This is a genomic window from Sphingobium xenophagum (assembly GCF_002288285.1).
Lineage (GTDB): Bacteria > Pseudomonadota > Alphaproteobacteria > Sphingomonadales > Sphingomonadaceae > Sphingobium > Sphingobium xenophagum.
In genome coordinates this window covers 2,131,236-2,143,763 of the sequence record NZ_CP022745.1, presented here as the reverse complement: position 1 = coordinate 2,143,763, position 12,528 = coordinate 2,131,236, and the positions used below count along the sequence as shown (strand labels likewise).

The following is a 12,528-nucleotide window of genomic DNA, read 5'->3' as shown; positions in this document are numbered from 1 at the left end:
CTCCTTCCGCCTCTCGACATCGCCCTTCGCCTGCGCCACAGCCGCCCCATGCTTGCCCTTGCCGCCTCGATCCTGTTCGTCCTGATCTGGTCCACCGGATTCATCGTCGCCCGCGCGACGGTGCCGCACGGCGCGCCAGAACTGGTGCTGGCGATCCGCCTGACGCTGGTTGCGATTCTATTGTGCGGCGCGGCCCTGTTCGCGCGGCAGGACTTTCCGCGCGGGCGCAGGCTGGCCCTCCACCTGCTTGCCGGCGCCATGTTGCACGGCGTCTATCTTACGGTCGGCTGGTGGGCGATCAGCCGTGGCATGCCCGCCGGGATCATGTCGCTGCTGGGGGCGCTCCAGCCGCTGATGGTCGCGGTCGCCAGCGTCGTCCTGCTGGGCGACCGGCTACCGCGCCGCACCTGGGTGGGACTTGCCATCGCGATCCTGGGCGTCACCTGCGTCCTGCTGCCCGCCATCATGCGCAGCGGCACCGGCTCCATCTCCATCGGGTTGGCGATTGCGGGTCTGGTCGCGGTCATCGCCATGACCGGCGGCACGTTGATTCAGCGCGGCGGACTGGCGGGTGATCCGATTTTGGTGTCGGGCGGGGTGCAGAATATCGGCGGCGCACTGGTCGCGATCACCGCCACGCTGATCGTGGGCGAATGGCGTTGGGACAATGATCCCATGCTCTGGGCCGCGCTCGGCTGGTCGGTGCTTGTCCTGTCGGCGGCTGGTCTCAGTCTGCTCGTCTGGCTGGTCCGCCATCAGGGGCCGACCGCCATGTCGATGCTGTTGCTGCTCGTCCCGCCCCTGGCCGCGATCGAGGCTTGGCTGCTCTTTGGCGAACGGCTTGGCCCTATCCAGCTTGTCGGTTTTGCGCTGGCGCTGGGCGGGGTGCTGCTCGGTCGATCGGCGCCCGCCAGACAAGCGGACCTGACCGAACCGGCCTGATCAGCCTTCGCGCAGCCTTTCATGATGGCGGATCACTTCGTCGATGATGAAGCGCAGGAATTTTTCGGTGAAGTCAGGGTCCAGCTTCGCGTCCAGCGCCAGCTGCCGCAACCGGGCAACCTGCCGTTCCTCCCGCCCCGGATCGGCCGGGGGCAGCGCATGGCTCGCCTTATATTCGCCCACCGCCTGCGTCACCTTGAACCGCTCGGCCAGCATGAACACCAGCGCGGCGTCGATATTGTCGATGCTTTCGCGGTAGCGCTGCAATGTGTCGGTCACGTTCATCCTCCGGTCAATCGGCGCGCTTTTTGCGCCATCTGGCCTCACAGGCAAGCTATTCCCGCTTGCCATCTGCATTTTGCCCGGCCAAGGGACGCACATCATGACAGCACCCGCCCCCGGTAACGTCCACCCCATCGGCCGCGCCAAAAGCGCGCCGTCGCTGGCCCCCATCATGAATCTGGTCGCCGATGGCATGAACCAGGTCAATGCCGTGATTCTGGACCGGATGCAGTCGCGCATCCCGCTGATCCCCGAACTGGCCGGGCATTTGATTGCAGGCGGCGGCAAGAGGCTGCGGCCTATGCTGACTCTGGCCTGCGCCGATCTGGTCGGCTATGCCGGATCGCGCCACTACAAGCTGGCCGCCGCGGTCGAATTCATCCACACCGCCACGCTGTTGCATGACGATGTCGTCGATGGATCGGGCCTGCGCCGGGGCCGCAAGACCGCCAACATCATCTGGGGCAACAGCGCCAGCGTGCTGGTCGGCGACTTCCTCTTCTCCCGCTCCTTCGAGCTGATGGTCGAGGCGGAATCGCTCAAAGTCCTGAAAATCCTGGCCAACGCATCGGCGGTGATCGCGGAGGGCGAAGTCAACCAGCTGACCGCCCAGCGCAAGATCGACACCAGCGAGGACCAGTATCTCGACATTATCGGCGCCAAGACCGCAGCGCTGTTCGCCGCCGCCTGCCGCATTTCCGCCGTGGTCGCCGACCGGGACGAGCGGGAGGAGCAGGCGCTCGACGTCTATGGCCGCAATCTGGGCATCGCCTTCCAGCTGATCGACGACGCGATCGATTATGAATCGGATGGCGCGACCATGGGCAAGGATGCTGGCGATGATTTCCGCGATGGCAAGGTGACGCTGCCGGTGATCCTGGCCTATGCCCGTGGCAGCGATGAGGATCGCGCCTTCTGGAAGGCGGCGATCGCGGGTCACAAGATCAGCGATGATGATCTGACCCACGCCACCGGCCTGCTGCGCCGCACCGGCGCGATCGCCGACACGCTCGCCCGCGCCCGCCATTACGGCCAGCGCGCGATCGACGCGCTGGGCATGTTCGACAATGGCAAGGCCAAGGCCGCGCTGACCGAAGCCGTCGAATTTGCAACGATCCGCGCCTATTGAGGATTTGGGTCCGCGTTTCGTCTGACCAGCAAAGGCCGTTCGCCCTGTTTCGAAGGGTCATTCTTCTTAGAAAGTATCAGGCTCCGACAGGCTCAGCCCGAACGGGATGGGGTGGCGGGCCAAAGCACCCATGATCCTGACTCCCGAAACCCTCGCCTTCCTGATGGCCGCCGCATTGACGGCGAGTTGCATCGACGCGATGGCAGGTGGCGGCGGGCTTATCACCCTGCCCGCGCTGATGGCTGCTGGCATTCCGCCGGTGCAGGCTGTCGCCACCAACAAACTGCAAAGCTGCTTTGGCACATTCGGTGCGTGCCTCGCCTATGCCCGGCGCGGGCATATGGACCTCAAAACCTACAAGGCGCCGGTGATCGCCGCCTTCATCGGATCGGTCGGCGGCGCATGGCTGCTCCAGCGGGTCGATCCATCGATCCTAGCCGGGCTTATGCCTGCCCTGCTCATCACCATCGCCGCCTATTTCACCTTCTCTCCCAAACTGGGCGAGGCAGACCGGCACGCGCGCGTCGGCATTGCTGCGCTAAGCGGCCTGATCGGCGTCATCGGCTTTTACGACGGCTTTTTCGGTCCGGGCGCGGGCGCTTTCTACACCACCATCTTTCTGGCGCTGGGCGGCCTGTCGATCCTGCGCGCCACCGCCCAGACCAAGGCCGCCAATTTCGCCAGCAATGTTGCGGGCCTGCTGACCATGGTGGCTGGCGGCCATGTGCTATGGGTCGCGGGCCTCACCATGGCGATCGGCAGTATCATCGGCGGGCAGGTGGGATCGCATCTGGCCATGCGTTTTGGTTCCAGGCTGATCAAGCCGCTGCTGATCATCATGTCGCTGGCGCTGACGACCAAGATGCTGATCGATCCGAAGAACCCGATTCACATCTACCTGTTCGGCTGATCGTCGGACTGGAGCAAGGCGGCGACCCGGCGGCGCAATTCCTCAACGGCGAAGGGCTTGGTCAGCACTTCCATGCCATGTTCGATATGCCCGTGGTTCAACACGGCATTCTCAGCATAACCCGTCACGAACAAGATGCGCAGGTCCGGCCGCAACGCCCGCGCCGCGTCGGCTACCTGCCGCCCGTTCAGCCCGCCCGGCAAGCCGACATCGGTAACCAGCAGGTCTATCCGCGCCGGTGATTCCAGCACCTTGAGGCCCGATGGCCCATCGCCCGCTTCGACGCAGACATAGCCAAGATCGGTCAGGGCATCGACCATCAGCATGCGGACCGATGGTTCATCGTCGATCACCAGCACCGTCTCGCCCGCTTCGGCTTCGGTGGCGGCGTCGGGCAGGGCCGGACTTTCCTCATCCTCTTCGCCGCGATGGCGCGGCAGATAGACGCACACCGTCGTCCCCTGTCCGATTTCGGAATAGAGGCGGACATGGCCGTGGCTCTGCCGGGCAAAGCCATAGACCATCGACAGGCCCAGCCCTGTCCCCTGCCCCATCGGCTTGGTAGTGAAGAAGGGATCGAACACCCGGTCCAGAATCGTCTTTTCAATGCCGGTCCCGGTATCGCTGACGGACACGGTGACATATTGGCCCGGCGTCAGACCATGGTCGCGCGCGGTGCGATCATCCAGCCATCGATTGGCGGTCTCGATCGTGATCTTGCCCCCGTCCGGCATGGCGTCGCGCGCATTGATGCACAGGTTGAGCAGCGCATTTTCCAGCTGGTTGGCATCGACCAGCGCAGGCCATAACCCGCTCGCCGCAATCGTCTGCACCTCGATCTGCGGCCCGACGGTCCGGCGCACCAGTTCGGTAAAGTCGGTGAACAGGCGGTTGATGACAGTTGGCTTGGGCGTCAGCGTCTGACGGCGGGAAAAGGCCAGCAGCCGGTGGGTCAGCGATGCAGCGCGCCGGGTCGCACCCTGCCCGGCGGCCAGATAGCGTTCGACATCCGCCGTGCGTCCCTCGGCCAGGCGCAGGCCGATCATTTCAAACGCGCCGGAAATCCCGGCCAGCAAATTGTTGAAATCATGGGCCAGGCCGCCGGTCAATTGCCCCACCGCCTCCATCTTCTGCGCATGTCGCAGCGCGGCTTCCGCTTCCTCCCGCTCGGCCAGCGCCTGCGCGATCCGCGTCTCCAGCGTTTCGTTCAGCTGCCGCAACTCGGTTTCGATGCGAATGCGATGGGTCACATCCTTGAACAGAACCGCAACCTGCTTGTCCTCCAGCGCGCCGATGCGAAAGGAGGAAATGTCGAGATGGCGGCCGGTAGCGATCAGTTCGCGCTGGAAGTGGATCGGCTCCCCGGTGCGCAACACGCGGCCATATAGTTCCAGCCAGCCATCGGCCTCGTCCGGAACCATTTCACGCAATGTCTGGCCAACGACATTGGAAATGCCGGCATGGCGTTCATAGGCCGGGTTCGCCTCGATATGAATATAGTCGCTTAACGGTCCATGCGGCCCGTCGAAAAATTCGATGACGCAAAAGCCTTCGTCCATCGTTTCAAACAGCGTACGATAGCGTTCCGCATCTTCGGTAAATGCCGACATGCCCTGTTTATCCCCCACCCATGCTCGCGCGCGCAAGGGCTATAATTTCTGCCTATCACGCAAACGCCTGAAACGGCTAATCTTTCCCTCACCGCGCAATTTCCGTTCCGCTTGCGATTTCGCGTCAATGGGGCGAGAGGAAGGGCCATGAGCGCCCTGCCCATCCATGCCGTCCTGCCCGATCTGCTCGCTGCGCTGCGCACCGGCAGCAACGCCGTGCTGGTCGCGCCGCCGGGGGCTGGCAAGACGACGGCGGTGGCGCCCGCGCTGCTGGACGAACCATGGTGCAGCAGGCAGGTCTTGCTGCTTTCCCCCCGCCGCCTTGCGGCCCGCGCCGCTGCCGAACGGATTGCCGAAATGCTGGGCGAACAGCCGGGCGGCACGGTCGGCTATGCCACGCGGATGGACAGCAAAATGTCGGCGCGTACCCGTCTGCTGGTGCTGACGGAGGGCATTTTCGTCCGCCGAATTCAGGACGACCCCGAACTGACGGGCGTGTCGGCGGTGCTGTTCGACGAAGTGCATGAGCGTAGTCTGGACAGCGATTTCGGCCTCGCGCTGGCGCTCGACGCGCAGGAGGCGCTGCGCCCGGACCTGCGCATCGTGCCCATGTCCGCAACCCTCGACGGCGCGCGCTTCGCCGCCTTGCTGGGCGACGCACCGGTGATCGAGAGCGAAGGCCGCATCCAGCCGCTCGAACTGCGTCATATCGGCCGCCATGCGGAACGACGGATCGAGGATGAGATGGCCGCCGCCATCCGCCGCGCCATCAGCGAGGAAGCGGAAGGCGACCTGCTCGCCTTCCTGCCGGGCGTGCGAGAGATTGAACGCACGGCGGAGCGGATCGACGGCGGCCCCTATGACGTGCATCTCCTCCACGGATCGCTTGGTCCCGCCGCCCAGCGGGCCGCGATCCGGCCATCGCGGTCGGGCGTGCGAAAGGTCATTTTGGCGACCAGCATCGCGGAAACCAGCCTGACCATCGATGGTGTGCGGATCGTCGTCGACAGCGGGCTGGCGCGGCGCCCCCGTTATGACAGGGCGGCGGGCGTCACCCGGCTGGTGACCGAACGGGCAAGCCAGGCGTCGGCGACCCAGCGTGCGGGCCGCGCCGCGCGGCAGCGGCCCGGCGTCGCCTATCGCCTGTGGGAAGCAGCCGCGAACGCTGGCATGCCCCCCTTCGATCCGCCGGAGATATTGGAAAGCGACCTTTCCAGCCTGCTGCTCGATTGCGCGCTGTGGGGCGTGAGCGATCCGGGGACGCTGCGCTGGCTCGATCCCCCGCCCGCCGCAGCCGTCGCCGAGGCGCGGGCAAGGCTGACCGCGCTGGAGGCGCTGGATGGCGACGGTCGGATCACGCCCCATGGCAAGGCGCTGGCGAAACTGCCGCTCAGCCCGGGCATCGCGCATATGCTGGTGCGCGCCGCCGAAATGGGGCTGGCGCAGACCGCCGCCGATATTGCCGTGCTGCTGGGCGAACGCGGCATTGGCGGACAGGACACAGACCTTACGCTGCGCCTGCAACGCTGGCGGCGGGAGGGCGGCAAGCGGGCCGATGCTGGCCGCGCGCTGGCCAAGCGCTGGGCGGGTCTTGTGGCGACGCCCAACCATCTTGCTCCCCTCCCGCTTGCGGGAGGGGCCGGGGGAGGGTCTGTACCAGCTAATCTAGCGACACGCCCTCCCCTAACCCCTCCGGCAAGCGGGAGGGGAACAGTCAGCGCGACGGAAGCCACCGGCCTCTGCCTTGCGCTCGCCTTTCCCGATCGCGTGTCGAAACGCCGCTCCGCCGATGGCGCGGACTGGGCCAGTGTGGGCGGGCGCGGTTTTCGGCTCGACCCCCTGTCGCCGCTCGCCCGCGAAGAATGGCTGGCGGTGGGAGAGGTGCAGGGCAGCGCGGCAGGCGCGCGCATCCTGTCCGCCGCGCCGATCGCCGAAGCGGACGTGCTGGCGCTGTTTCCGGACCGGATCATCACCAGCCGCACCGTCCGCTTCCGCCCCGCCAATGGCGGGATAGAGGCGCTGCGGGAACGGCGGCTGGGCGCGGTGCGCCTGTCGTCAGGCTCCGACGACCGGCCCGATCCGGCGGCGGTGGTGGCGGCGCTGCTGGACGGCGTGCGACAGGGGGGCCTCGATCTGCTTCCCTGGTCGGAGGCCGCGCAGTCGCTGCGGATGCGCGCCGACTTTGCCGGGGTGGAGGCGCTGTCCGATGCCGCCCTGATCGCCAGCCTGGACGAATGGCTCCCGCCGCTGCTGGCGGGCAAGCGCCGCCTGTCGGACATCGACCGGTCGCACTTGTCGGGGGTGCTGGACGGCCTGATCGGCTGGGACGGCAAGCAGCAGGTGGACCGGCTGGCCCCGCCCGATTTCCGCTCCCCGGCAGGCAGCAGCCATGCGATCGACTATATGGCCGATGGCGGCCCGCGCGTCGAATTGCGGGTACAGGCGCTCTACGGCCTGGCCGAGCACCCGACCGTGGGCAGCGCGCGCATCCCGCTCGTCCTGTCGCTCACCTCGCCCGCTGGCCGCCCGATCCAGACCACGCGCGACCTGCCCGGCTTCTGGGCGGGCAACTGGCGCGATGTGGCGAAGGAAATGCGCGGCCGCTACCCCCGCCATCCCTGGCCCGACGATCCGACCGCCGCCCCGCCCACGTTGCGCACCAAGCGCGCCGATGCCCGCACGCGCACTTGACTTCACGCCGGACGCTGGTGCAACGCAGCATGACGATTTACCGGAGTCTTTCGCGATGAGCGCGCGCATTTACCAGATCCAGAAGAACGCCCTGCAATCGGGCAAGGCGCTGACCCATAAATGGGTGCTGGAATATGCACCGGCAGAAGCGAAGCAGGCCGATCCGCTGACCGGATGGGCAGGCTCCGGCGACACGCAGCAGCAGCTCAAGCTCAGCTTCCCCTCGCAGGAAGCCGCCATCGCCTATGCGCAAAAGCAGGGTGTGCCCTACACCGTGATAGCGACGCCGCCCAAGACGCTGAAATTGCAGGCCTACGCCGACAATTTCCGCTAAAGGCGCAAAAACACCGTGCAAATTCGGGCGCGATGCTGCCCGATTACCGCCTTATTCACTTGCCATAGGGCAGGCCAAGGCGGCAAAAGCCGTGCTTTACGGAAAGACAGAAGCAAAAGATGACGGATCGCACCGAAATTTTCGACAGCGTCGCCGCGCAGGTCGCCCCCTTCAACAAGAAGGGCGTCGCGCTGACCGAAACCACCACCTTTGCCGGCGATCTGGAATGGGACAGCCTGACGGTCATGGATTTCGTCGCCGCGATCGAGGATGAATTCGACATTCTGATCACCATGAACATGCAGGCGGAAATTGAGACGGTCGGCCAGCTGGTCGATGCCGTCGCGAAGCTGAAGGCCGCCTGAGTTTGTCGTCACCCCGGACTTGATCCGGGGTCCAGTGCGCCAGGCACTCCGCATGGAACCCTGGATGCCGGATCAGGTCCGGCATGACGAATTGGGAAAGACAGAAGAGATATGACCGACACCGCCACTGAAACCCGCGATCTGCTGTCCAAATTCGATCCCCTGATCGCCGAGCGGCAGGCGCTGCTCGACACCGGCGTGCGCGATCCTTTCTCGATCGTGATGGATCAGGTGCTTTCTCCCACGCGCGCGATCATCAAGGGCAAGGAAACCATCCTGCTGGGCACCTATAATTATATGGGCATGACCTTCGACCCGGACGTGGTCGCGGCGGGCAAGAAAGCGCTGGACGAATTTGGCGCTGGCACGACCGGCAGCCGCGTCCTCAACGGCACCTATCAGGGCCATCGCGAAGTCGAGGACGCGCTCAAGGAATTTTACGGCACATCGTCCGCCATGGTCTTTTCGACCGGCTATCAGGCCAATCTGGGCATGATTTCGACGCTGGCCGGACGCGGCGACTATGTCGTGCTGGACGCTGACAGCCATGCGTCCATCTATGATGGCTGCTTCCTGGGCGACGCGGAAATCGTCCGCTTCCGCCACAACAGCGTCGAGGATCTGGACAAGCGCCTGGGTCGCCTGCCCGCCGACGCGCTCAAGCTGGTCGTGCTGGAAGGCGTCTATTCGATGCTGGGCGACATCGCCCCCCTGCCCGACATGGTGGCCGCGGTGCGCAAGCATCAAAATTGCATGATCCTGGTCGATGAAGCGCATGGCATGGGCTTTTTCGGTCCCAATGGCCGGGGCGTCTATGAGGAACAGGGCGTCGAACAAGACGTGGATTTCGTCGTCGGCACCTTTTCCAAATCGGTCGGCACGGTCGGCGGCTTCTGCGTTTCCAACCATCCCAAGTTTGAGATCATGCGGCTGGTCTGCCGTCCCTATGTGTTCACCGCATCGCTGCCGCCCAGCGTGGTCGCGACCGCCGCGACCTCCATCCGCAAGCTGATGCATGCGGGTGAAAAGCGCGCCCACTTGTGGAAGAACAGCAAGCGGCTGCATCAGGGACTGACCGACCTTGGCTTCACCCTGGGCACCACGACGCCGCAATCGGCAATCATCGCAGTGATCCTGACCGATCAGGCGCAGGCCGTGGCGATCTGGCAGACGCTGCTGGAACTGGGCCTCTACGTCAACATGGCGCGCCCGCCCGCAACCCCGGCCGGCACCTTCCTGCTGCGCTGCTCGCTATGTGCCGATCATAGCGACGAACAGGTCGAACAGATTATCGGCATGTTCAAGGCCGCGGGTCAGGCGACCGGCGCGATCGCCTGACCGGCACGCCGTTGATCAGCGCTGTTTCGCTGCTATGCTTGTTCCGCTAGTGTGACGAGTGATGGCGGACGGCGACACTTTGGATCATGAAGGCAGCAGCTTGCGCGTTAAGGCGCGACGCCTGCTGCCATTCCTGCTCGGCATCCTGCTGGTCGGGTCGCTCGGTGCTTTGCTCTATAGCGCCAGCAACGCCTCGCGCGATCATCAACTGGCGCTGGCCGAACAGCAGCGCAGTTTCGAGATCATCGCGCTGGCCCGCGCGTTTGAGGCCCAGACCGCACGCGCGGAAGTGACGCTGGCCCGCTATGTCATCGGCCTCAACCCCGATACCGGCCGCCTGTTTCAGGACCAGTGGCGCACTGCCGGCGCGCAACTGAAGGCGCTGGCCTTTGCGACGCGCGGCACCGGATGGCAGCGCGGCAATGTGGAGGCGCTGCAAAAAGCCTTCATGGCGCGCGGCAAGACACTCAACGAAATCGGCCTGCGCACCACCTACGACCAGAAGATGGCAGCCCTCGGTCGCTTTCACGAAGCGGGGACGTCGCGCGACCTGAAACGCATCACCGCGCTGCTCAACCGCGTCATAGAGGCGGAAAATCTGCGCCTGCGCGAACGTAGCCTTGCCGTGGCGCTCGCGGGGGACCGTACCGAATGGATGGGGCAGACCTCACGCCTGCTGGGGCTGGCGATGCTGGTATGTGTGCTGTTCGCTGCCTGGTTCGCCCATATCGCCTATAGCGATCGCCGCAACGCCCGGCGGCTGGCGGAGGCGGAGGCGGAACGGGCCGACCGGCTGGACTTGGCGGTGCGCGCACGCACGGCGGAACTGACCGATGCCTATGAGCGGTTGCAACAGGAAACGATCGATCGCGCGGCGGCGGAGGAAAATCTGCGCCAGATGCACAAAATGGATGCGGTGGGTCAGCTGACGGGTGGTATCGCCCATGATTTCAATAACATGCTGGCCGTTGTTGTCGGTGGACTGGAACTGGCGAAGCGCAATATCCGGCTAAAGCCGCAGGAAGCATCCCGTCATCTCGACAATGCGATGGAGGGGGCCAATCGCGCCTCCGCCCTCACGCGTCGCCTGCTTGCCTTTGCCCGGTCCGAACCATTGCTGCCCAGCGCAGTCGATCCCGATGCGCTTGTGTCGGGCATGGCGGACCTTATCGACCGCACCATCGGCGACCAGATCACCGTGGCGCTCGCACCCAAAGCGCAGGGATGGCGCATCTTCGTTGACCAGCACCAGATGGAAAATGCGATCCTGAACCTGTGCGTCAATGCGCGCGACGCCATGGACGGGCGCGGGCGGCTGACCATCGGCACCAGCCAGACCGCGCTAGCGGCGGGTGAGGTCGGCGATTGTCAGGCGGGCGACTATGTCGTGCTGAATGTCACTGATGATGGCTGCGGCATGAGCGCCGAGGTACTGGCGCGCGTGTTCGAGCCGTTTTTCACCACCAAGCCGGTCGGCAAGGGCACGGGTCTGGGCCTCAGCCAGATCTTCGGCTTCGTGCGCCAGTGCGAAGGCGAAATCCGCATCGAGTCCGAACCGGGCAAGGGCACCAGCGTCCATATCTACCTGCCCCGGCGGATGGGCGACGCGGCAGCCGATGCCAGCGAGGCCATATCCTCCCCGCACGACGCAACGCTTCATCCGCCCACCCGCATCCTGGTGGTGGAGGATGATCCGCGCGTGCTGAAACAGACCATGGCGGCGCTGGCGGAACTGGGGCACCTGCCCATCGCCTGCGATCATCCGTCCAAGGCCGCAAAGCTGCTGTCCAATAATAGCGATATTGGCCTGATCATGAGCGACGTGCTGATGCCGGACCTGACCGGGCCGGAAATGATCCGCGCCCTGCCACAGCAATATCGCCATCTGCCGGTGCTGTTCGTCACCGGCTATGCGGGCGACGCAACCGCCAGCGCCGATTTTGCGGGCCATGAAGTGCTGCGCAAACCCTATACGCTGATGTCGCTCGCCAATGCCCTGTCCGTCGCGCTCAGCGGATCGAACCAGAACGGAACAGTCGCGGCAGCAGAGTGAGCGCGCCCAGCAGCGGCCAGCGCCGCTGCCATGGCTTGATGACGATCGCCGTCCCCGCATGACGATTGATTTTCCACGCCAGATAATCGATCCCACCCGCATAGGTGAAGCTCGCCTTGGCCAGCCTCACGACCGACAGCCACTTGCCCCGCCGCTGAAGCGCACGCCAGCGCTGCGCGGCCTGCTCTGGCGATGGGGGCAGGCCATCGGCCAGCGCCGCCTCGCCGAAACGACGGTAGCGATCGGGGTCCGCATCAACGATGGACAGCGACCGCCCCTTGCGCTCCGCCCGCAACTCGGCCTGGTAGGTCAGGGTGAAGCCCGCCTTCCACAGGGACAACGCATCCTGACCTTCCGCCATGGGCAGGGCCAGCGACAATAGGGTCGGTGCGGCTTGAGCCACCGCCGCGATGGCCCGCGCCCGCGCATCCTCATCTACCGCCCACAGCAATCGCGACGGCTGCGCAAAGCGCGCCCAGACCGACACATTGTCCGCCGCTGGACTGCACAGCCGGGCAAAGTCCGGTTCGGACAACACCGCATATTTGGCGATCAAGCCATTATGTTCAAACGGAAACACATTGGGTGGGATCAGCGCATTGGCCCGCGCCAGCCAGCTTTTGCCATAAGCGGCGCGATAGTCCGACACGATCAGATAGAAATCCAGCATCAGCCCGTCGAGATTGGCCTCCCGCAGGCAGGAGCCGTAGAATAGGACCGCGCGGGCCGCGTGCGGATATTGCGCCGCGATCGCCCCGGCCATGGCCGCCGCACGCGGATCGGCGGGCTGGAGCATCTCGGCAGCGACAAGGGGAAGGAGTTGGCTGGACATTGCGCTCCCCTTATCCGTTCGGCCTCAGCTTGTCGAAGGCCT

General features: G+C 65.3%; 11 protein-coding genes. 8 read left to right on the top strand and 3 right to left on the bottom strand.

The genetic code is table 11. The annotated features are described in order from the left end of the window. Positions 1-48: 48 nt before the first annotated feature. Positions 49-942, top strand: a complete 894-nt coding sequence (locus tag CJD35_RS10570; RefSeq protein ID WP_017183137.1) for a DMT family transporter — start codon at positions 49-51, stop codon at positions 940-942. Here the strand turns inward: CJD35_RS10570 and CJD35_RS10565 are convergent, their stop codons facing one another. After that, complete coding sequence (locus tag CJD35_RS10565; protein ID WP_017183138.1) at positions 943-1,227, bottom strand: chorismate mutase; 285 nt, start codon at positions 1,225-1,227, stop codon at positions 943-945. A gap of 97 nt (positions 1,228-1,324) precedes the next feature. Here CJD35_RS10565 and CJD35_RS10560 point away from each other — a divergent pair, with 97 nt between their 5' ends. Further along, positions 1,325-2,353, top strand: a complete 1,029-nt coding sequence (locus CJD35_RS10560; protein ID WP_017183139.1) for a polyprenyl synthetase family protein — start codon at positions 1,325-1,327, stop codon at positions 2,351-2,353. 130 nt (positions 2,354-2,483) lie between these two features. After that, complete coding sequence (locus CJD35_RS10555) at positions 2,484-3,263, top strand: TSUP family transporter (protein ID WP_017183140.1); 780 nt, start codon at positions 2,484-2,486, stop codon at positions 3,261-3,263. On the opposite strand, the gene CJD35_RS10550 is transcribed toward CJD35_RS10555, so the two are convergent. Continuing rightward, entirely contained in the window at positions 3,248-4,873 is a 1,626-nt protein-coding gene (locus tag CJD35_RS10550; RefSeq protein ID WP_095687023.1) for an ATP-binding protein, read from the bottom strand. The genes CJD35_RS10555 and CJD35_RS10550 overlap by 16 nt on opposite strands. A 147-nt stretch (positions 4,874-5,020) precedes the next feature. Here CJD35_RS10550 and hrpB point away from each other — a divergent pair, with 147 nt between their 5' ends. The 5 genes from hrpB to CJD35_RS10525 all read left to right on the top strand — a co-directional run bounded on the left by hrpB (position 5,021) and on the right by CJD35_RS10525 (position 11,654). Continuing rightward, positions 5,021-7,564 (top strand): ATP-dependent helicase HrpB, encoded by a 2,544-nt coding sequence (gene hrpB / locus CJD35_RS10545; protein ID WP_086485426.1) that lies wholly within the window; start codon positions 5,021-5,023, stop codon positions 7,562-7,564. A 55-nt stretch (positions 7,565-7,619) separates the two neighbouring features. Beyond that, a complete protein-coding gene (locus CJD35_RS10540) occupies positions 7,620-7,898 on the top strand; it encodes an ETC complex I subunit (RefSeq protein ID WP_017184145.1) in 279 nt (92 codons plus the stop codon). Between the two features lie 119 nt (positions 7,899-8,017). After that, positions 8,018-8,263, top strand: a complete 246-nt coding sequence (locus CJD35_RS10535; RefSeq protein ID WP_017184144.1) for an acyl carrier protein — start codon at positions 8,018-8,020, stop codon at positions 8,261-8,263. Positions 8,264-8,374: 111 nt separating this feature from the next. Then, positions 8,375-9,601 carry a serine palmitoyltransferase gene (spt, locus tag CJD35_RS10530; protein ID WP_017184143.1) on the top strand — a complete coding sequence of 409 codons (1,227 nt, stop codon included), beginning with the start codon at positions 8,375-8,377 and terminating at the stop codon, positions 9,599-9,601. A 61-nt stretch (positions 9,602-9,662) separates the two neighbouring features. Then, on the top strand, positions 9,663-11,654 hold the full coding sequence (locus tag CJD35_RS10525) for an ATP-binding protein (RefSeq protein ID WP_017184142.1): 1,992 nt from the start codon (positions 9,663-9,665) through the stop codon (positions 11,652-11,654). On the opposite strand, the gene CJD35_RS10520 is transcribed toward CJD35_RS10525, so the two are convergent. Beyond that, positions 11,611-12,486 carry a hypothetical protein gene (locus CJD35_RS10520; protein ID WP_017184141.1) on the bottom strand — a complete coding sequence of 292 codons (876 nt, stop codon included), beginning with the start codon at positions 12,484-12,486 and terminating at the stop codon, positions 11,611-11,613. The genes CJD35_RS10525 and CJD35_RS10520 overlap by 44 nt on opposite strands. Positions 12,487-12,528: the final 42 nt, after the last annotated feature.

What these genes read in the sequence shown, in the direction of transcription:
- CJD35_RS10535 (WP_017184144.1), top strand. Translation starts at nt 8,018, where the DNA reads ATGACGGATCGCACCGAAATTTTCGACAGCGTCGCCGCGCAGGTCGCC.
- CJD35_RS10560 (WP_017183139.1), top strand. Translation starts at nt 1,325, where the DNA reads ATGACAGCACCCGCCCCCGGTAACGTCCACCCCATCGGCCGCGCCAAA.
- CJD35_RS10525 (WP_017184142.1), top strand. Translation starts at nt 9,663, where the DNA reads ATGGCGGACGGCGACACTTTGGATCATGAAGGCAGCAGCTTGCGCGTT.
- CJD35_RS10540 (WP_017184145.1), top strand. Translation starts at nt 7,620, where the DNA reads ATGAGCGCGCGCATTTACCAGATCCAGAAGAACGCCCTGCAATCGGGC.
- hrpB (WP_086485426.1), top strand. Translation starts at nt 5,021, where the DNA reads ATGAGCGCCCTGCCCATCCATGCCGTCCTGCCCGATCTGCTCGCTGCG.
- CJD35_RS10550 (WP_095687023.1), bottom strand. Translation starts at nt 4,873, where the DNA reads ATGTCGGCATTTACCGAAGATGCGGAACGCTATCGTACGCTGTTTGAA.
- CJD35_RS10565 (WP_017183138.1), bottom strand. Translation starts at nt 1,227, where the DNA reads ATGAACGTGACCGACACATTGCAGCGCTACCGCGAAAGCATCGACAAT.
- CJD35_RS10520 (WP_017184141.1), bottom strand. Translation starts at nt 12,486, where the DNA reads ATGTCCAGCCAACTCCTTCCCCTTGTCGCTGCCGAGATGCTCCAGCCC.
- CJD35_RS10570 (WP_017183137.1), top strand. Translation starts at nt 49, where the DNA reads ATGCTTGCCCTTGCCGCCTCGATCCTGTTCGTCCTGATCTGGTCCACC.
- CJD35_RS10555 (WP_017183140.1), top strand. Translation starts at nt 2,484, where the DNA reads ATGATCCTGACTCCCGAAACCCTCGCCTTCCTGATGGCCGCCGCATTG.
- spt (WP_017184143.1), top strand. Translation starts at nt 8,375, where the DNA reads ATGACCGACACCGCCACTGAAACCCGCGATCTGCTGTCCAAATTCGAT.